This window comes from Rathayibacter sp. VKM Ac-2805, assembly GCF_009834265.1.
In the GTDB taxonomy this organism is placed as follows: domain Bacteria; phylum Actinomycetota; class Actinomycetes; order Actinomycetales; family Microbacteriaceae; genus Rathayibacter.
The window spans coordinates 352,525-372,275 of record NZ_CP047185.1; the positions used below are offsets into that span (position 1 = coordinate 352,525).

The following is a 19,751-nucleotide window of genomic DNA, read 5'->3' on the forward strand; positions in this document are numbered from 1 at the left end:
AACACCGAGAAGACCATTGGAGAAAGAGAGACGATGAGACCAGCGAAGAAGCTGATGGCCTCGCTCGCCGCAGTCGGAGTGATCGCCGCCCTCTCGGGCTGCGGCGCCGCCGGCGGCGGGGACGACTCAGCACCCGTCGCTCTGAGGATGTCCGTCTGGACCTCCGACGAGAAGCAGCTCGCCCTGTTCGACTCGATGGCCGACGAGTACATCGCCGACCACCCCGAGATCGAGTCCGTGACCTTCGAGTCCCTCCCGTTCGCGGACTACAACTCGACCCTGACCACGCAGGCCGCGGGCGGCAACGCCCCCGACCTCGCCTGGGTCGGCGACATCGCGAAGGACCTGATCGACGCCGGAGCGCTCGCTCCGCTGACCGAGACCTTCGAGGGGACCGAGGGCTACGAGTACGACGACATCCTGCCCAGCGTGGCGCAGTCGTTCAGCCAGGACGGCGAGCTCTACGCGTACCCGTTCTCCAACTCGCCGTTCGCGCTGTACGTGAACCAGGACCTCATCGCGCAGGCCGGGCAGACCGTCGACCCCGCGACGCTCAGCTGGGAGGACGTCGACCGCATCGGCGCGGCCGTCAACGAGTCGACCGGCAAGGCCGGCTACATCATCCGCGACTTCGACTTCTCGGGCTGGCTGAGCCTCGCGAACCTCTGGGCGGGCTGGGGAGCCCAGCCGTGGAGCGACGACGGGACCCAGTGCACGATGGACTCGCCCGAGATGGTGGAGGCGTTCCAGTTCTTCCACGACTCGGTCTACGTCAGCGGCGCGACCCCCGGACCCGGCGTGACGGCGGACTTCTTCGCCGGCGACGCCGCGTTCACGACCGCGCAGGTCTCGCGCGCGAGCCTGCTCGACGGCTCGTTCCCGTTCGAGATCTACCCGCTGCCCGTCGGCCCCGCCGGCGAGTACGGCAACATCGGCCAGGCCGGCATGGCCGCGCTCGCAGGGGGCGACCACGTGGAGGAGGCGACCGGCTTCCTCTCGTTCATGACCAACCCGGAGAACTCCGCCAAGCTCGCGCAGTTCTTCCCGCCGCCCCGCGAGTCGCTGCTGTCCGGTGAGGAGCTGGCGAAGGTCAACACCCTCCTCAGCGCCGAGCAGCTCGACCGCGTCGTGGTCGACGAGCTCGCCGACGTGTCCGCCACCCCTCCGGTGACGAGCCCCGCCGAGATCACCTCGGTCGGCAAGACGGCGCTGGACCGCATGTGGTCGGCCGACGCCGACGTCGCCGAGGTGCTCGGAGGCGTCTGCGACGCCATCGCGCCCGTCCTCCAGGGGAAGTGATCCCGTGACCGCGACCTCGACGGACAGCCGCCGATCCGCTCCCGCCGGCGCCTACTGGAACCTCCGGCGCCGCGACGCGCTCGCCGGCTGGCTCTTCATCGCGCCCCAGCTGCTCGGTGTGATCGTGTTCGTGCTGCTGCCCGTCGGGCTCGCGGTCTGGTTCAGCCTCAACGAGTGGAACGTCTTCACCGGCTCCATGACCTTCGTGGGCGGCGAGAACTACGAGCGGGCGATCAACGACCCGAGCATCGGCGCGGTGCTCGGCACGACCGCGGTCTTCTCCGGGGGAGTGGTCGTCCTGAACCTCGCCCTCGGGCTGGGCCTGGCCGTGCTGCTCAACCGGAGGATCCCGGGCGGCGCCCTGTTCCGCACGCTCTTCTTCTCGCCCGTCGTCATCTCGGTGGTCGCCTGGACCCTCGTCTGGGGCTTCCTCCTCCAGGACAACGGCGCGATCAACGGCCTGCTCTCGCTGGTCGGCCTCGACGGGCCGAACTGGCTCCAGGAGGGACCCACCGCGATGGCGAGCGTCATCGTCACGCAGGTCATCCGCAGCGTCGGCGTCAACATGGTGCTCTTCCTCGCCGCGCTGCAGGGAGTGCCGGGCGACCTCTACGAGGCGGCCCGCCTGGACGGCGCGAGCCCCCGCGCGATCTTCTTCCGGATCACGCTCCCGCTCATCTCGCCCACCCTGCTCCTCACCGCCATCCTCACGATCGTCGGCTCGCTGCAGGCGTTCGCGCAGGTCGCCGTCCTGACCGAGGGCGGGCCGGAGCTGTCGACGACAGTGCTCGTCTACTACGTGTTCCAACAGGCCTTCGAGTTCAGCGACATCGGCTACGGCGCGACGCTCTCGCTGATGCTGCTCCTCTTCGTCCTGATCCTCACGGTCGTGCAGTGGCAGCTGCGCAGGAAATGGGTCTTCTATGAGAACTGACGCCGTCGTCGAGCAGGGGACCCCGCTCACGCCACGCCTCGAAGCCGTCCCGGAGCCGCCCGTCAAGCGCCGCCGCGGCCGCAGCCCGCTCATGACCGCCCTGCTCGTCGTGACGCTGATCCTGCTCGTGCTGCCGTTCGCGGTGCCGACGTTCTGGATGATCGCCTCGTCGTTCAAGCCGGTGAACGAGATCTTCTCGAACCCGCCGACCCTGCTGCCGGACTCGCCGAGCCTGGCGGGCTACGCCGAGGCGTTCCGGTTCCAGCCGTTCGCGCTCCAGTACTGGAACAGCCTCTACATCGCGGTCACGGTCACCGTGGTGACGCTGCTGGTCTCGAGCCTGGCCGGCTACGCCTTCGCCCGGATCCCGTTCCCGGGACGCAACGCGGTGTTCCTCGTCGTCCTGACCGGCCTGCTGGTGCCGACGGAGGTGACGATCATCCCGCTGTTCCAGATCTTCCGGCAGCTCGGCTTCATCGACACCCACGTGCCGCTGCTGCTGGTGCCGATGGTCGGAGCGCCGGCGGTGCTGGGCACGTTCATCATGCGGCAGTACTTCATCGCGATGCCCGGCGAGCTCGAGGAGGCCGCGCGCCTGGACGGCCTCGGCCGCTTCGGGATCTGGCGGCGCATCTTCCTGCCGCTGTCCAAGCCCGCGCTGTCGGCCGTCGCGATCCTGACCTTCCTCGGGTCCTGGAACATGTACCTCGAGCCGACGGTCTACCTGACCTCACCCGAGCTCTTCACCCTGCCCCAGGCGCTCACCCGCTTCACCGACGCCTACGGCGGGGAGATGTGGGACGTGCAGCTCGCCGCGGCGACGATGACGGTCGTGCCCGTGCTGGCCGTGTTCCTCCTCGCTCAGCGGCAGTTCGTGGAAGGGCTCGCGCACTCCGGTCTGAAAGGCTGACCCGGTGTTCACGGATCGCCCCCTCGCCGCCCTCCGCGAGTTCCGTGCGGAGGTCGCGGAGCCCGACGACTTCGACGCCTTCTGGCGGGCCACCCTCGCGCTCGGGCGGGAGGGCGGCCCCGGCGTCAGCGCCGCGCCGGTCGACGCGGGCCTCCCGCTGGTGCGGGTGCGGGACGTGCTGTTCCCCGGCTTCGCGGGCGAGCCGATCGCCGCCTGGCTGGTGACCCCCGCGGTCGACCCGGGCGCCCCGCTCCCCGTGGTGATCGAGTACCCCGGGTACGGCAGCGGACGGGGCCGTCCGATCGAGCACCTCTGGATCGCCTCCGCCGGGTACGCGCACCTGGTCGTCGACGCGCGAGGCCAGGGAGCCGGCCGCCTCGCCCGCTCCGGAGCCACCCCCGACCCCCACGGCAGCGGACCCGCGTACCCCGGGGTCACGACCCGCGGCATCGAGTCGCCCGAGACGTACTACTACCGGCGCCTGATCGCGGACGCGGCGCTCGCCGTCGACGCCGTGGAGTCGCTCCCCGGGCTGGACCCGGATCGCGTGGCCGTCTTCGGCGGCAGCCAGGGCGGAGCGCTCGCTACCGCCGCGGCGGCGCTGCGTCCCCGGGTGAGGGCCGCGATCGCCCTGGTGCCCTTCCTCTCCGACGTCCTGCGCGCCACGACGATCACGAACGAGGCGCCCTACGTGGAGATCGCCCGCTACCTGGCGACCCGCCCCGAGGACCTCGCCGCCGTCGAGCGGACCCTCTCCTACGTCGACGGCGTCCACTTCTCGCAGCGGCTGCGCTGCCGGGTGCACCGCTCGGTCGGCCTGATGGACCCGATCTGCCCGCCCTCGACGGTCTTCGCCTCCCACAACGTCTCCGGCGGCGAGACGTCGATCGACGTGTGGCCGTACAGCGGGCACGAGGGCGGCGGGGTCGGTGACCGCGAGCGGGCGCTGGAGGTGCTGCGGGAGGTCCTCGGGTGACCGGACGGGCGTGACTCCGCGTCTCAGGACGTCGCGGCGTGCGCGCTCCGGGAGCCGAGGGCGGACAGCGCCGCGTCCACCCGGCGTCGCGCGTCGGCTGCTCCGCGCGCGGAGATCAGGGCGGACGCCAGGGCGGCGGCGTCGACCGCGGTGAGGTCGACCGCGAGAGCCTCGAGCTCGGACTGCTGGGCGCGCGAGAGCGCGACGCAGCGCGCGCCCGTCCCGAAGAGCGCCGCCAGCCACGATGCCGTGGCGGAGGGGGGCACGCTGACGAAGGTGGGCACGGCGGCCGAGGCCGTCAGTGCCAGCCGCAGGATCGCGAGGAGGGACGGGTGCCACAGGATCTCGTCGGCCCGCTCCTGGGCGTCCCGCCGGCCGGACGGGGAGGAGCAGGCGAGAGCGAGCCTCCCCGCGTCGATGTGGACGAAGTCGCTCTCCTGCGCGATCGACGACGTGAGCAGGGCGGCGGCGGGGGAGGCGATGGAGGCGCCGACGGTGTGGAAGCCCGCCCAGCGGGCCGCCTCGACCTCGCGGCCGATGGCGTCGGAGTCGTGCACGCCTGTCACCGCCAGCCACAGCCCCGTGCCGGGATGCTCGCGCTGCCTCTCCGCCAGGCGGCGTCGACGGGCCGGGTCCTCCTGGAAGCGCTCGACGTCGGCCTCGACGATCGCCACCCGGCAGCCGCTGCCGGCGAGCACGGCGTCGATCCCGGCGGCGTCGCACCCGCCCGCGGCCCCCTCGCCCGCCGTGCCGGACGGCGCCGGCACGAACGCCACGTCCGCGCCGACGGCGGCCGCGAGCGGCTCGAGGGCGTCGGAGCTCACGACGGACAGTGCCGAGCCGTCCGCCCACACGATCCGGGCGAGTGCGGTGTCGAGCACGGTGCCTCCCCTGCCGAAACGATTTTGCAGGAGCATAGCGTCTCGCCGCGACGCGGGGACGCCGCGGTCACCGCTGCGTGCTCGAGCGCGGGACCAGGACCGGGGCGATCGAGAGCACGGAGGGGGCCGCGACCGCGCCGGGGGAGTCCGTCGCCGAGACCGCGAGGCGGGCGCACGCGGCACCGACCTCCCGCGGGCGCAGGTCGACGGCGGTGACGCCCGCCGCCCTCAGCGCCGCGTGGTCGACGTAGCCGGCGATCAGCGGGCGCCCCTCCCGCTGTTCCGCGAAGGCTCGGACGAGCGGCTCGGCCGATCCCATCGGCACGCCCACGATCGCGTCGGCTCCGGCGGCGGCCAGTCGCCGAGCCGCCAGGAGGACCGTCTCGTCGGAGGAACCGGGCAGGAGCGTCTCGCTCAGGTCCGGGATCGAGCGCTCCTCGAACCAGGAGGCGGAGGCCGCGCAGAGCCGGCGGCCCCACATCACCGTGGTCATCGGAGCGAGCAGCGCCGGGCGCGTCGCACCGCGCTCGACGAGGTGGTCGAGGAGGCTCCGGATCCCCGCTCCGTGATCGATCGCGACGACGGCAGAGGGGGTCGGCGCCCCGTCGGGGACGGTGTCCGCCGTGACCACCGGGCGCCGATCGGCGACGAGCTCCGCGAGACGGGGGGAGTCCACGTCGACGTCCGGCACGAGGAAGGCGTCGACCGGCAGCCGCGGGATGTCGTCGAGCATCGCGCCGGTGATGATCGAGACCGCGACCCCCTGGGTGGCCGCCCACTCCGCGGCTCCCATCGCGAACTCCAGGTAGAAGGAGTCCTCGGCGTCGATCCGGGGCAGCACGAGCCCGATCGAGCCCGCGCGGGAGCGGCGGAGATTGCGGGCGCCCGCGTGCGGCGCGTAGTCCAGGGTCTGCGCGACGCGCTTGACCCGCTCGCGCGTGGCGTCGCTGACCCGTCCGGTGCCGGCGAGCGCGGAGGACGCCGTCCCGACCGACACCCCGGCGGCGAGCGCCACGTCACGAAGGCTCGTCCGCTGGTCCTGCACGCTCCGAATGTACCCGCCGCTCCGGGAGCGGGGCTCGGGAGCGACCCGTCATCTCCCGGCAACACGGCGGGAAACCTGTCCGACATCTTCGGCTCGAGAACTGTCCGCCAGGGGTAACACGACCGACACGGCGCGGAATCGGCGGGCTGCGACTGTCGTCCTGCCCGCCTACGAGAGGAACTGCCTTGCATCCGAACACCCTTCGCCGTCGCGGACGGCTGCTCGCCGCGACGGGAGCACTCGCCGCCGGCGCGCTGGTCCTCGCCGGGTGCACGCCCGACGCCGCGGACGACTCCGCGAGCGCCCGCGCCGACCTCTTCGTCCTCGAGGAGGCGACCATCGCCCAGGCGCAGCACGCGCTCGAGTCCGGAGCGCTGACCAGCGTCGAGCTGACGGCGATGTACCTCGATCGGATCCACGCCTACGACGTCAACGGGCTCTCGCTCGACTCGATCCCCGTCCTCGACCCCGGGGTGATGGCGGCGGCCGAGGCGTCCGATGCGCGCCGTGCGGCCGGGGAGACCCTCGGCCCGCTGGACGGCATCCCGTACACGGTCAAGGACAGCTACATGGTCGAGGGGCTCACCGTCGCCTCGGGCTCTCCCGCCTTCGCCGATCTCACCGCGGCGAGCGACGCCTTCACGGTCGAGAAGATCCGTGAGGCGGGAGGCGTGCTGATCGGCAAGACGAACATGCCGCCGATGGCCGGCGGCGGGATGCAGCGCGGCGTGTACGGCCGCGCCGAGAGCCCCTACAACGCCGACTTCCTGCCCGCCGCCTGGTTCTCCGGCTCCTCCAACGGCTCCGGGACATCCACCGCCGCGAACTTCGCGATGTTCGGCATGGGCGAGGAGACGGTCTCCTCCGGGCGCTCCCCCGCGTCGAACAGCGGGCTCATCGCCTACACGCCCTCCCGCGGGATGATCTCGATCCGCGGCAACTGGCCGCTGTTCCCGGTGCGCGACGTCGTCGTGCCGCACACCCGCACGGTCGACGACATGCTCACGCTGCTCAACACGATCGTGGTCGAGGACGAGAACACGGAGAACGACTTCTGGCGCGACCAGACCGCCGTCGACCTGCCGTCCGTCGAGGACGTGCGCCCCGACGACTTCACGAGCCTGGCCGACGCGGGTGCGCTCGAGGGCGTCCGCCTGGGCGTGCCGAAGATGTACATCGGCGAGGACCTCGGAGGGTCGAACCCGATCCGGATCCGGCCGTCCATCAAGGCGAGCTGGGACGAGGCGGCGGACGACCTGCGCGCCCTCGGCGCTGAGGTCGTGGAGGTCGACCTTCCCGTCCAGCACAATCAGGACCTGGACCGGGTGGGGGCGGTCTCGCCCGAGTCCCGCGGCCTGATGCCCGCGGACTTCGGGGAGATCGAGTTCAGCCGCATCAACCCCTACGCGGCCGAGAAGTTCCTCAAGGCCGTCGGCGACCCGGAGCTGACGTCGTGGACCCAGGTCGACACCTCGAAGGTGTTCCCCAACCCGCCAGGATCCCTCGCGGAGCAGGACGGTGTCAGCTACGGCGGCTACATGGACGCCTACCCCGCCGCGGTGGCGGACGGCGTGCCGGCGGAGTGGTCCGAGGTCGACGGACTGCAGGAGTCGCTCCAGGGGCTCGAGGACACCCGGAAGGTCGACTTCGAGGAGTGGCTCGACGCGGAGGGGCTCGACGGGATCGTCTTCCCGGCGAACTCGGACATCGGAGAGGCGGACGCGGACGTCGACCGCGAGGCCAACACGGTGGCCGATCGGAACGGCAACTACTTCTCGAACATGAACTACACCCTCCGGATGCTGGGGATCCCGACGGTCTCGGTGCCGATGGGGCTGATGGACGACACGCACATGCCGGTCAACCTCACGATCGCCGGTCCCGCGTACGACGATGCCGCGCTCCTCGGCTACGCGTACGCCTACGAGGCGGGCACGCACAACCGCGAGGCGCCCACCCGCACGCCGGCGCTCGCCGGGGAGACCGTCGACCTCGCGGCCTCCCCCTTCCCCGAGCCGGAGCGGCGGTCCGAGTCGGACGCGCCCGAGGCGGCACTCGAGGCCGCGCTCGTCGACGGTGCCCTGCGGCTCTCCGGCACGGCGACGGACGCCAGCGAGCTCGACAGCGTGCGGGTGTCCGTCAACGGGGAGAGGATCGCCGTCGACGGGGGACCGGCCGAGTGGAGCGCGACCCTCGACACGGCGAAGTACCGCCTGCCCGGCGCCTTCGCCGCGGCCGAGCTGTACGTCTCGGTCGTCGTCAAGGACGCGCAGGGCAACACGGCCGTGGTCAGCGAGTCGGTACCGCTCGGCTAGAGGCGGGGCGCCGGCCCCGTTCAGGACGCCGGCGCCTCCTCCATCCCGAGCCGCATCGCCAGGTCCATGGCACGCAGGCGGGCCGGCGAGACGTCGTAGGGCAGGCTCCGGATGATCTCGCCGGCGCTCCGGGCGCGGGAGCCCTGTGCGGGATCGGGGGCCGGCGCGGGGTCCTCGGGCGGATGCGCCTCGTCCCACGCGTCGAAGATCGCCTCGTCCTCCTCGAGCTGACCGGACTCCTCGACGACGCGCATCAGCCGGGCCTCGAAGGCGTGCCGCTCCCGCGCCACCTGCTCCACCCGGGGGTCGTCCTCGGCGACCGTGTCGTCGAGGGCCTCCTCGGCGGCGTCGACGCGGTCGGCCTCCGCCCGCAGCGCCGGATCGGCGGCCAGGACCACGAAGCGGCCGGCCTGGGAGACGGCGCCCAGCGGGCCGAACATCCGCTCGGTGACCAGCAGGTTGTCGAGGTCGGCCTGGCGCAGCGAGCCCTCGGGTGCGCCCTCGAGGCGGCGCGAGACGATGTCGTCGAGCAGCCCCAGCCGGCCGCCGAGGGTCCGCATGCGCCGGACCGAGGCCCGCTTCCGCTGCAGCTCCTCCTCCTGCGCGGCGAGCGCGGCGTCCAGCCGCGCGAGGACGCCCGCGACCTCGTCCTCGCGGTCGGCGCTGTCCTCGGCGCCGGCCGGGGCTGCGACGGCGAAGGCGTCCCGGATGTCCTCGAGTGCGACCCCGGCGTCGGCCAGGCGGCGGATCCAGAGCAGCCGGATGATGTCGTCGTAGCCGTAGCGCCTGCGGCCGTCGCCGCCCCGCTCGCGCTCGGGGAGCAGGCCGAGCCGGTGGTAGTGGCGGATCGCCCGCGGAGTGACGCCGGCGAACGCGGCGGCGTCGCCGATCTGCACCTGGCGGGGCGGGGCGGGGAACGACTGCATGGGGGACCTCTCCGATCGGGACGGTGTGCATCGAGCAGACCACATGACGCAGGGGCAGGAGCAAGCCGGCCCGGCACGGGTCCGAGACCCGGACCGGCGGTCCGGGGGAGTCACAGCGGGGCGTCCTGTCCGGTCAGGACTGATGACTGGACAGGAAGAAGGTCATCCCGTGAAGCACATCCTCATCGTCGGCGGCGGATACGCCGGTTTCTACACGGCCTGGAAGCTGGAGAAGAAGCTGCGCCGTGGCGAGGCGCAGGTCACCATCGTCGATCCGCGCCCCTACATGACGTACCAGCCGTTCCTGCCGGAGGTGGCGGCGGGATCGGTCGAGCCGCGCCACGTCGCCGTCTCCCTGCGCAGCCACCTCCGCCGCACGCGGGTGGTGGCCGGGTCGGTCTCCGGGATCGAGCACGCGCAGCGGCGCGTCACCGTCCTGCCGGAAGCGGGCGAGCCGTTCGTCCTCGGCTACGACGTCATCGTCGTCACGGCCGGGGCCGTCACTCGGACGTTCCCCGTCCCCGGGCTCTCGACCGAGGCCATCGGCATGAAGAACGTCGAGGAGGCGGTGGCCATCCGGGACCGCCTTCTGACGGCGTTCGATCGCGCATCGATGCTGCCCCGGGGGCCGGAGCGCGCGCGCCTGCTCACCGTCACCTTCGTCGGGGGCGGATTCTCCGGCGTCGAGGGCTTCGGCGAGACGCTCGCCCTCGCCACGGCACTGCTGAAGTCGTACCCCGAGCTGTCGGAGTCCGACCTGTCCTTCCACCTCGTCGAGGCGATGGGACGGATCCTCCCGGAGGTCACCGACGAGCCGGGCGCCTGGGTCGTGCGGCACCTCGAACGGCGCGGGGGCCGCGTGCACCTGAACACGCAGATGCTCTCCGCCGAGGGCGGTCACGTGGTGCTGTCCTCGGGGGAGGAGTTCGACTCGGACCTGATCGTCTGGACCGCGGGCAACGCGTCGAATCCGGTGGTCGCGAAGCACACGGACCTGCCGGTCGACGGGCGCGGATTCATCCGGGTCCGAGCGGACCTCCGAGTGGAGGACCAGGGGCGCATCGTCCCTGGTGCGTGGGCCGCCGGCGACGACGCGTACGTGCCCGACCTCGCCTCCGAGGTCCCCGGCAGCCGGACCGTGCCCAACGCGCAGCACGCGGTCCGGCAGGGGAAGCGGATGGCCGCGAACCTCGTGGCCGTGCTCCGAGGCGAGGAGCCCCGCGACTACGTGCACCACAGCCTGGGCGTCGTCGCGACCCTGGGCCTCGGGAAGGGCGTCTTCCAGTACAGAGGCCTGGTGATCACGGGCGTCGTCGCCTGGATGATGCACCGCGGGTACCACGCCCTCGCGGTTCCCACCTGGGAGCGCACGATCCGCGTCCTCCTGGTCTGGGCGGGCGCTGCTCTGACCGGCCGGGACATCGTCTCCCTCGCCTCGACCACTCAGCCGCGGCACGCCTTCGTGACCGGCGGTGAGCCGGATGCCCGTTGAGCGCCGCCCCGGCCGCGGGGTGAGGAGCGGCGTCGGGCGTCTGCGGCGGAGCCCGGCGGGCCGTCTCCTCGACGGTGCGCTCGTCACGGCGCGGCGCCGGCGCGTCCCGCTGCACTGGACGAGCGTCTGGGGAGTCGTCACCGCCGCCTCCGCAAGCGTCTTCATCGCGTCGGGCGTCTTCCTGATGGTCGTGTTCGTGCCGTCCAGCGACCCGACCGTGTACGACGGCGCGTATGCACCGATGCGGGGTCGGGAGATGTCCGAGGCGTACGCGTCCACGCTGCGCATCGTCTTCGACATCCCTGGCGGGCTCCTCGTGCGGCAGGCGCACCACTGGTCGATGCAGCTGCTTCCCGCGTCGATCGTCCTGCAGCTGCTCACGACCTTCTTCACAGGCGGCTTCCGCCGGCCCCGGCGGACCGGATGGGTGCTCCTGCTCCTCCTCTTCGTGGTCGCCCTGGTCGGCGGCTGGAGCGGATACGGCCTGCCCGACGACATGCTCTCCGGCACCGGTCTGCAGATCGTGCAGGGCATCACCCTCGCCCTCCCCGTGATCGGCGCGTGGGCAAGCGGCCTCCTGTTCGGGGGCGCCTTCCCGGGCGTGATCATCGAGCACCTCGCCGTCATCCACTTCCTCGTCGTCCCGCCGCTGCTGATCCTCCTGCTGGCACTCCGCGCCGCGCTCGCGTGGCGGCGGCAGCCGGCGCAGTTCCCCGCACCGGGACGCACGGAGGAGAACGTCGTCGGTGTGCCGCTCCTCCCGACCGCGGTGCTCCGGCTCGGCGGCCTGTTCCTCCTGGTGACCGGCGTCCTCCTGCTCGTCTCGGCGACGGTGACGGTGAGCCCGGTGTGGCTCTACGGCCCCTCCGATCCGGGGAACGCGTCCGCCGGATCCCAGCCGGACTGGTACACGGGGTTCCTCGACGGAGCACTGCGCCTGGTGCCGTCGGGATGGGAGTTCGTCTGGCTCGGCCGCACCTGGACCCTGTACGTCCTCGTGCCTCTCGCCGTGGTCGGCCTCTTCCTGGTCGTGGTGCTCGCCTACCCCTTCCTCGAGGAGTGGGCGAGCGGAGACCACCGCGAGCACCACCTGCTCCAACGCCCTCGGGACACCCCGACGCGCACCGGCATCGGCGCCGCAGGGACGACCTTCTCCGCCGTGCTCTGGGGCGCCGGAAGCGCTGACGTCATGGCGCACCGGTTCCAGCTGGCGTTCGAGCAGATCATCCTGCTCGAGCAGGCGGCCCTTCTCATCGGACCCGCCGCCGCCTTCGCCCTGACCCGCTCGGTCTGCTCCGCTCTGCAGCGCTCGGACAGAGACCTGCTGCTCCACGGCCGCGAGACCGGCCGGATCGTCCGGCTCCCCGGCGGAGAGTTCATCGAGGTCCACGAGCCCGCGAGCGCGGGTGAGCGGTGGCGCATCCTCGCCGCCGAGCAGCACGACGACCGCCTCGCCCCCGAGCACTACTCTTCCTGAGCCGCCGGTCGGCCCTCCGCCCTGCATTCCGAGGACCGGTGTCACAGATCGGCACGTCATCCGGTCACAGTGGTGAGGGATCCCGCTCTCGACCGGGGAAGGAGCGCAATCGGTGGACGATCAGTCGGATGTGGACAGGGTGGTGGCGTCCTTCATGGGTGCGCGGCCGAGGATGTTCGGGATCGCCTACCGCATGCTGGGCAGCGTCTCCCAGGCCGAGGACGTCCTGCAGGAGGTGTGGATCCGATGGCAGGGGACCGACACCGACGCGATCCGGGAGCCCGTCGCCTTCCTGACCACGGCGACCACGCGCATCGCCATCAACGTGCTGCAGTCGGCCCGGCATCGCCGGGAGACCTACATCGGCCCCTGGCTCCCCGAGCCGGTGGACACCTCCAGCGACCCCGCTCTCGGAGCGGAACGGGGGGAGGCGCTCGAGATGGCGGTGCTCCTGCTGCTCGAGAAGCTCACCCCCACCGAGCGCGCCGCCTACGTCCTCCGCGAGGCGTTCGACTACCCCTACGACCGCATCGCCGACATCGTCCGCATCTCCCCGGCCGGCGCGCGTCAGCTGGTGAGCCGAGCGCGGAAGCATCTGGGAGAGGAGCGCAGCAGGTCCGTCCCGGATCAGCAGCGACGGCGGCTGCTCGACGCCTTCGTCTCGGCCGCCCGTCGCGGAGACATGGACGCGCTCGAGCAGCTGTTCGACGAGGACATCGTCAGCGTCTCCGACGGCGGCGGCGTCGTCAGGGCGTCGCGCATCCCCGTCGTCGGCCGAGGACGGGTCGCCGCGTTCGTCCGCGCGTTCGCGCCCCGGTTCTGGACGGACGTCGCCGTCCATCCGGTGGACGTCAACGGAGAGAGCGCCGTCGCGCTCACCAGGGCGGGGGAGGGTCGTCCGTTCGCCGTCGTCACCATCGTCACCTCCGACACCGGGATCTCCCGCCTGCTGTGGCTCATGAACCCCCACAAGCTGACGGGGATGCCGGACCAGGTGGCGGGGTGAACGGCGCCGGTGCACTCCGGCGCCTCGCCCTCGGCCTGCGAACGGGGGCGGAGAGCACGATCCGCTCCTCGCTGGCCTCCACCGTCGCACTGACCGTCGACTCCGGAGCCCGCGCCCCGTGGCCTCAGCACCTGGTCACGGGCCGGCGGCCTGTCGCGGAGGTCCTCACGCGGCTCACGGGACACGGCTCCACCGTCGAGCCGTCGCGTGTCAACAACGGGTCCGGCGTGGTGCTGCGGCACGACGGCCGCGTCGTGGCCGTCGTCGTCGCCCGTACGGCGCGGTGCCGCATCGCCGAGCTGTGGGTCGTCACGAATCCCGACAAGCTCTCCGGCTGGAAGCCGACGCGGAGCGCGTGAGCGTCGACTCGTCACAGATCCCCGTCATGGCCGGTCACTCCTGTCGAACGGCCGCAGCCTCCCGGCTCCCAGGCCACCTCTCGGAAGGAACACCATGAGAATCGTCATCGTCGGAGGATCCGGACTCATCGGCAGGAGACTGGTCGAGCTGCTGCGCGGAGCAGGGCACGACGTCCTCGCCGCGTCCCCCTCGACCGGCGTCGACACGGTGACGGGTGCCGGTGTCCGCGAGGCCTTCGCCGGCGCGGACGTCGTCGTGGACATCCCCAACTCGCCGTCCTTCGCCGACGGGCCGGTCATGGAGTTCTTCCGGACCTCGACCCGCACCATCGCCGAGGAGGCCGAGCGCGCCGGCATCGGACACCACGTGGTGCTCTCCATCGTCGGCGCCGACCGCATGCCCGACATCGGCTACATGCGCGCCAAGGTCGCTCAGGAGGACATCGTCAAGGAGAGCGGCACCCCGTACACGATCGTCCGCGCCACCCAGTTCTTCGAGTTCATCGCCGGAATCGCGGAGGGGACCGCGGACGACACCGTCGTCCGCCTGTCCCCGGTGCTCATGCAGCCGATCGCAGCATCGGACGTCTCGGAGGTCCTCGCGGAGGTCGCGACCAGGGCGCCCGCCGACGCGACCTGGGAGCTGGCCGGACCCGAGGCCCTCCCGATCGTCGAGCTCGGCCGCCGCGTGCTCGCGAAGGCCGGCGACACCCGCGAGATCGTGGAGGACCCGGCGGTCGGCTACTACGGCGGGAACGTCGACGACCGGTCCCTGACGCCGGGCCACGACCCCGCCCTCGCTCACCGGCTGGCAGAGACGACCCTCGAGGAGTGGCTGGCGCGATGACCCGGGAACGGCAGTGCTGATGCGGACGGGAACGGCCGCGCGTCCGCGGAGCGGGGGATGGAGCGCGACCCGGGTGGGCCTCGCACTCATCGGTCTCGGAGCGGGGATCGGGCGGTCCACCGACCGCAGAGCGGTCTCGGCGCTGCGTGCCGCGATCGACGACGGCGACCCGAGCGGGATCGGCCGCCTGCTGAGCCCCTCGGTCAGCGTCGTCGTCGATCCCGGCCGGCCCGACCGGCAGGGTGCTCGCGTCGTGAGCGGTGTCGTCGACGCCGTGCGGGTGCTGCTGCACGGCACGACGCCGACCGCCGGCCGAGTGCTCACGCTGCGCGACGTGAACGGCCGACCCGGACTGGTCCTCCTGCGCGGGGACGACGCGGAGGCGGTCATCGGCGTCGACGTCGAGGACGGAGCGGTCTCGGTCCTCTGGGTGCGTCTCCACCCCGACTACCGGCGTCACGGCAACACCACGTAGCCGGTCGCGGAGGGGCTGCCTTCCGCGACCGGCCGCGTCCCCTCGCGCTCAGCGCGCCAGGCGCACCGTCGCGATCTCGAACGGGCGCAGCTCGAGCCGCACGTCGGCCGACTCCGCCTCGACGGAGCTCTCGATGCGGACCTGCTCGGTCTGGCGCTCCATCAGGTCGGTGCGGGTGACCGCCCGGACGGCGAAGGCGGCGCGGAGGGTCGCTGCGGCGCGGCGGCCGAGCGACTCGTAGAGCCGCACGATCACGTCGCCGCTCCCGTCGTCCGCCGCCTTCACGGCCTCGACGATCACCGAGGGGTCGTCGATCGACACCAGGGGAGCGACGGGCGCGGCGCCGGTGAGCCTGCGGACCGGGGTGTTCAGCGCGTAGCCGGCCTCGACGGCGTCGGGCAGCTCGGCGCCGACCACGAGCGAGACGGCGAGGCGGTGGCGGCCCTGGTCGGCGTCCGGGTCGGGGAACAGCGGCGCGCGCAGGAGCGAGAGCCGGACCGTGGTCGTCGGGGTGCCGGCCGCGGCGCGGTCGCGGGTGATGTCGTGCCCGTAGGTGGAGTCGTTGACGACCGCGACGCCGAAGCCCGGCTCGCCGACGTGCACCCAGCGGTGCGCGACGGTCTCGAAGCGGGCGGCGTCCCACGTCGTGTTCACGTGGGTCGGGCGGTGCACGTGGCCGAACTGGATCTCGGACGTCGCCCGGTCCGAGAGCAGGTCGAGCGGGAAGGCGAGCTTGAGCAGCTTGCGGCGCTCGTGCCAGTCGATGTCGAGGTCGAGGTCGACGGCCGCCCGGCCGATCTGCAGCGAGACGGTCTGCACGACCGTGGAGCCGCCGAACGAGCGGGTGATCACGACCGCCGGCACCTCGCGGCCGAGCGGGTCGCTCACGGTGCCGGCGCGGACCGAGTCGACGCCGACGAGGTCCTCCACCGTGCGGCGGTAGTTGTCGTCGAGGTCCCAGGCGTCCCACTTGTTCGGGGTGTCGCGGTGGAGCTGGAGGAGCCCCGCGGCGGCACCGGCGGGCACGACCTCCCGGCCGCTCGCGAGGTCCACGACCGACTCGAGGAGCCCGGAGGCGCCGATCCGCACCCGGACGAGCCCGTTGTCGAGGACGTGGGCGTCGCCGTCGGAGCGGAGCGTCGGGGCCGAGTGCTCCGCGGCGGGGTCGGCCGCGGCCGCGCCGAGCGCCGGCACGCCCCCGACGGCGAAGGGGGAGGAGTTCACCAGCAGCTCCGCGGAGCCCTCGCCGGCGAGGGCCCGGACGGTCTCGGCGATCATCTCCTCGATCCGCTGCGCGATGCGGGCGTAGTTCTCCTCCGCCTCGCGGTGCACCCAGGCGATGGAGGTGCCGGGCAGGATGTCGTGGAACTGCTGCAGGAGGACCGTCCGCCACATCTCGCGCAGCTCGTCGGCCGGGTACGGTACCCCGGCGCGGACGAGGGCCGTGGTCGCCCACAGCTCGATCTCGCGGAGCAGGTGCTCGCTGCGGCGGTTGCCCTGCTTGGTGCGCGCCTGCGACGTGTAGGTGCCGCGGTGGAACTCGAGGTAGAGCTCGCCCGACCAGGTGGGCGCGTCCGGGTACTCGGCCTGCGCCTCCTCGAAGAAGCGGCGGGGTGTGGACAGCTCGACGGTCGGCGAGCCCTCGAGGCTGCGCGTGCGGCGGGCGGCCGCGATCATCTCGCGGTTGGGGCCTCCTCCGCCGTCGCCGTAGCCGAAGGGCACGAGCGACATGGTGCCGCTGCCCTTCTCGGCGTACTGGCGCTCGGCGCGGGCGAGGTCCTCGCCGGAGAGGTCGGAGTTGTAGAGGTCGACGGGCGGGAAGTGCGTGAACACGCGGGTGCCGTCGATGCCCTCCCACCAGAAGGTGTGGTGGGGCATCGTGTTGGTCTCGTTCCACGAGATCTTCTGCGTGAGGAACCAGCGCCCGCCTGCTCCGGCGATGATCTGCGGCAGCGCGGCGGAGTAGCCGAAGGAGTCCGGGAGCCAGACCTCCTCCGTGTCGATCCCGAACTCGTCGAGGAAGAAGCGCTTGCCCTCGAGCAGCTGGCGCACGAGCGCCTCGCCGCCGGGCATGTTCGTGTCCGACTCGACCCACATCCCGCCGACCGGCACGAAGCGGCCCGCGAGCACGTGGCCGCGGACGCGCTCGAACAGCTCCGGGTGGTCGCGCTTCAGCCACGCGTACTGCTGCGCGGAGGAGGCGGCGAAGACGAAGCCCTCCTCGCGCTCGATCAGATCGCAGACGTTCGAGAAGGTGCGGGCCACCTTGCGAGCGGTCTCGCGGGCGGGCCAGAGCCAGGCGGAGTCGATGTGGGCGTGGCCGACGGCGTGCAGGTGGTGCGCGCTGGCCGAGGCGGGGCGCTCGAGGACCGTCCGCAGCGCCTCCCGGCCGGCGGCGGCGGTGCCGGACACGTCGTCCGGATCGAGGACGTCGACGGCGCGGTCGAGGGCGCGCACGATCTCGGCGCGGCGCTGGGAGGACTCGGGCAGCTGCCCGATCAGCCCGACGAGCACGGCCATGTCCTGCTCCAGCTCCCAGACCTCCCGGTCGAGCAGCCCGAGCTCGAGGCGTCGGAGGCGGTAGAGCGGGTCGGACGGCAGGGCGCCGTCGGCGGGGCGGCCGCCGAGCGCCGTGGGGGTGAAGGACCAGTCGCCGGTGATGTTCGGGTTGGCGGCGGCCTCGATGTAGAGCTCGACCGTGCGGTCGCCCGCCTCGCGGCCGGGCAGACGGTCGAGCGGGACCGACTGGTTGAACGGCTCGACGGCCTTCACGACCGTGCCGGTCGCGGTGAAGACGAGCCCCTCCGCCTCGAAGCCGGACTGGGCGCCGGTGTAGCCGAGGTCGACGACGAGCTCGGGCTCGCAGCCGTCGACGCCGACCCAGGAGGCGGGGATCTCGCCGCGCACGTGGAACCACACGGTGCCCCACGGGGCGCCCCACGGCTCCCCGATGCGGGCGGGCGCGTAGGACGCGGCCCGCGCCTGGTCGAAGGGGACCGGCTCGCCCGGAGCGGTCCACGACTCGATCCCGAGCGGCTCGACCGCCCGGTGGATCGCCGGCCGGAGGCTCTCGGCGCGGAAGCGGGCGATGCGGGCTTCGATGCGGGTGCTGTCGTCATGCATGCGTTCTGGTGCTCGTTCCGTGTGCAGTGGGGGAGGGCGGCGGCGCGGAGGGCGCCGCCGCCCGGGGTCAGGAGGCGATGACGACGCGGTGCCCGTCGGGGAAGACGGCCACCTTCCGCCAGGTGTCGCCGGAGCGCTCCCAGCCCTCGTTGACCTGCCCGGCCGGAGGGGTCGGGATGGTCTCGGGGGCGCGGGCGACCGTGGTGTAGCCGGCCGCGCGCTCCACCCGGCCGCGGCCGAGCTCGAACGAGGTCAGGCGTCCGTCGTCGACGATCAGCGAGCCCTCGTCCACTCCCGCGGCGCCGCGCTCGATGAACGGGTTCACGAGGCGCGTCTGGGAGGAGTCGCTGCCCAGCACGATCGCCTTCTGCTGCGGGAAGCGGCCGAGGCTGAGCCCGTAGAAGCCGCCGAGGACGGTGAGGTTGCGCACCTCGAAGTCCGCTCCGCCGTTCGTCAGGCCGACGCCGAGGCAGTTCGCGCCCGAGGTCGGGAAGAAGTTCGGGTTCACGATCATGTGGCTCGTGCCGGCCTCGATCAGCACCTCCCAGCCGTCGCGGGAGCCCTCCGAGCGGAAGTTGATCAGGGTCAGGCCGGAGTTGACCGAGCGCCGGTTCTCGTTGCGGATCGACCGGAGGCCGACCGTGCCGCCGATGGCCTGGCAGTCGAGCAGCGTCATGTTCGTCGGCGCGAGGAGGAAGCCGCCGAGGCCGGGGCTGATCGCCTCGACGTTGGTCATCGAGCCGCCGATGGAGGCCTTGCCCGAGTCCTCCACGCCCCAGCCCGCGGGGGCGACGATCTTGATCTTGTTCCAGGAGTTGGCGTACGAGTACTCGTCGTCGACGCCCGACACGAAGGTGGCGCGCTCGCGGAAGATGCCCGACTTGCCGGTCTTCTGGATCCACAGGTTGCGGAACTCGCAGTTGACCAGCGAGCGCAGCGACATCCCGTGGCCGCCGGAGGGCGTGCCCGTCATCTCGAAGTCGGCGAGGACGACGCCGGTGGCCTTGTTGTTGTTGGCGGGGCCGGCCGCGTCGCCGGTCTGGCCGGAGACGGTGAAGATGTCGCGGGTCGAGCCCTCGATCTGGACGATCCTCGTCTGGCGCATGCCGGCGCCGACGATCTTCGGCCCGGCGTAGCCGTAGGGCGGCCCGTTCTCGGGCTGCACCGGGTAGCCGCGGTAGTCGACCGCGAGGCCCGTCACCCGGATCTCGCCGGCGGGCAGCGACACCTCGCCGCCCGGAGCGGTCATCGCCTTGTCGATGGCCGCCTGCACCGCGCGGGTGTTGTCTGCGCCGGCGCGGTCGTCCCAGCGGAACTCCTTGTCGAGCGGTGAGATCGGCCCCTCGGTGACGCTCAGGCGCTTCTTCTGCCCGGGAGCGTCGGCCGGGGGCGCGGCGGCGGCCGGAGTGGCGGCGCCGACGGCCCCTGCCGCGCCGGCGAGAGCGGCGGCGCCCCCGGCGAGGAAGAGGCGGCGCGAGTTGTCGGGCCTGCGCTGCGGATCGTGCTCGGGCTGCTGATCGGGCTTGTGCTGCCGATCGGGCCTCGGGGAGGCCGTGGTCTGGTTGTCTGGGTCTGCGGGATTCATCATCGTCGACGTTCCGCCCTCTCTCGCCCCGGATGGGCGTACGGCGATCCTTCGTCATCGGTAGCCTGAGGTCAAGACGTAATACCTATTACCAGGATGAA

16 protein-coding genes are annotated in these 19,751 nt (G+C 72.4%); 11 read left to right on the forward strand and 5 right to left on the reverse strand.

Going from position 1 to position 19,751, the window contains the following annotated elements:
• Window positions 1-33 precede the first annotated feature (33 nt).
• From GSU40_RS01645 to GSU40_RS01660, 4 genes are read left to right on the forward strand one after another with little or no spacing between them, the layout of a single operon-like run.
• A complete protein-coding gene (locus tag GSU40_RS01645) occupies window positions 34-1,299 on the forward strand; it encodes a sugar ABC transporter substrate-binding protein (RefSeq protein WP_160033262.1) in 1,266 nt (421 codons plus the stop codon).
• A gap of 4 nt (window positions 1,300-1,303) precedes the next feature.
• Window positions 1,304-2,233 (forward strand): sugar ABC transporter permease, encoded by a 930-nt coding sequence (locus GSU40_RS01650; protein WP_104234014.1) that lies wholly within the window; start codon window positions 1,304-1,306, stop codon window positions 2,231-2,233.
• Complete coding sequence (locus GSU40_RS01655; protein WP_244229554.1) at window positions 2,223-3,143, forward strand: carbohydrate ABC transporter permease; 921 nt, start codon at window positions 2,223-2,225, stop codon at window positions 3,141-3,143. Before GSU40_RS01650 ends, GSU40_RS01655 begins: the two co-directional genes overlap by 11 nt.
• A 4-nt stretch (window positions 3,144-3,147) precedes the next feature.
• Window positions 3,148-4,119 carry an acetylxylan esterase gene (locus GSU40_RS01660; RefSeq protein WP_160033264.1) on the forward strand — a complete coding sequence of 324 codons (972 nt, stop codon included), beginning with the start codon at window positions 3,148-3,150 and terminating at the stop codon, window positions 4,117-4,119.
• A 23-nt stretch (window positions 4,120-4,142) separates the two neighbouring features.
• On the opposite strand, the gene GSU40_RS01665 is transcribed toward GSU40_RS01660, so the two are convergent.
• Both GSU40_RS01665 and GSU40_RS01670 read right to left on the reverse strand, forming a co-directional pair.
• On the reverse strand, window positions 4,143-5,000 hold the full coding sequence (locus GSU40_RS01665; protein WP_160033266.1) for a hypothetical protein: 858 nt from the start codon (window positions 4,998-5,000) through the stop codon (window positions 4,143-4,145).
• A 67-nt stretch (window positions 5,001-5,067) separates the two neighbouring features.
• A complete protein-coding gene (locus GSU40_RS01670; protein ID WP_160033268.1) occupies window positions 5,068-6,045 on the reverse strand; it encodes a LacI family DNA-binding transcriptional regulator in 978 nt (325 codons plus the stop codon).
• Between the two features lie 185 nt (window positions 6,046-6,230).
• Here GSU40_RS01670 and GSU40_RS01675 point away from each other — a divergent pair, with 185 nt between their 5' ends.
• On the forward strand, window positions 6,231-8,360 hold the full coding sequence (locus tag GSU40_RS01675; RefSeq protein WP_244229555.1) for an amidase: 2,130 nt from the start codon (window positions 6,231-6,233) through the stop codon (window positions 8,358-8,360).
• Between the two features lie 20 nt (window positions 8,361-8,380).
• On the opposite strand, the gene GSU40_RS01680 is transcribed toward GSU40_RS01675, so the two are convergent.
• Complete coding sequence (locus GSU40_RS01680) at window positions 8,381-9,286, reverse strand: MerR family transcriptional regulator (RefSeq protein ID WP_208543345.1); 906 nt, start codon at window positions 9,284-9,286, stop codon at window positions 8,381-8,383.
• A gap of 169 nt (window positions 9,287-9,455) precedes the next feature.
• On the opposite strand from GSU40_RS01680, the gene GSU40_RS01685 reads away from it, so the two are divergent.
• The 6 genes from GSU40_RS01685 (at window position 9,456) to GSU40_RS01710 (ending at window position 14,942) form a co-directional block, all read left to right on the forward strand.
• Window positions 9,456-10,778: an FAD-dependent oxidoreductase gene (locus tag GSU40_RS01685; protein WP_160033272.1), complete on the forward strand. Its 1,323-nt coding sequence runs from the start codon at window positions 9,456-9,458 to the stop codon at window positions 10,776-10,778.
• Entirely contained in the window at window positions 10,768-12,255 is a 1,488-nt protein-coding gene (locus GSU40_RS01690) for a cytochrome b N-terminal domain-containing protein (protein WP_160033274.1), read from the forward strand. Before GSU40_RS01685 ends, GSU40_RS01690 begins: the two co-directional genes overlap by 11 nt.
• 112 nt (window positions 12,256-12,367) lie before the next feature.
• Window positions 12,368-13,261 carry an RNA polymerase sigma-70 factor gene (locus tag GSU40_RS01695; RefSeq protein WP_244229556.1) on the forward strand — a complete coding sequence of 298 codons (894 nt, stop codon included), beginning with the start codon at window positions 12,368-12,370 and terminating at the stop codon, window positions 13,259-13,261.
• A complete protein-coding gene (locus GSU40_RS01700; RefSeq protein WP_160033276.1) occupies window positions 13,258-13,620 on the forward strand; it encodes a hypothetical protein in 363 nt (120 codons plus the stop codon). The genes GSU40_RS01695 and GSU40_RS01700 overlap by 4 nt, the downstream gene beginning before the upstream one ends.
• A gap of 94 nt (window positions 13,621-13,714) precedes the next feature.
• On the forward strand, window positions 13,715-14,467 hold the full coding sequence (locus GSU40_RS01705) for an SDR family oxidoreductase (protein WP_160033278.1): 753 nt from the start codon (window positions 13,715-13,717) through the stop codon (window positions 14,465-14,467).
• Window positions 14,468-14,540: 73 nt separating this feature from the next.
• Window positions 14,541-14,942 carry a hypothetical protein gene (locus tag GSU40_RS01710; RefSeq protein WP_159940065.1) on the forward strand — a complete coding sequence of 134 codons (402 nt, stop codon included), beginning with the start codon at window positions 14,541-14,543 and terminating at the stop codon, window positions 14,940-14,942.
• Window positions 14,943-14,990: 48 nt separating this feature from the next.
• Here the strand turns inward: GSU40_RS01710 and GSU40_RS01715 are convergent, their stop codons facing one another.
• Both GSU40_RS01715 and GSU40_RS01720 read right to left on the reverse strand, forming a co-directional pair.
• Window positions 14,991-18,065 (reverse strand): glycoside hydrolase family 38 C-terminal domain-containing protein, encoded by a 3,075-nt coding sequence (locus GSU40_RS01715; protein WP_160033280.1) that lies wholly within the window; start codon window positions 18,063-18,065, stop codon window positions 14,991-14,993.
• A 67-nt stretch (window positions 18,066-18,132) separates the two neighbouring features.
• A complete protein-coding gene (locus tag GSU40_RS01720) occupies window positions 18,133-19,653 on the reverse strand; it encodes a hypothetical protein (protein WP_104234018.1) in 1,521 nt (506 codons plus the stop codon).
• Window positions 19,654-19,751: the final 98 nt, after the last annotated feature.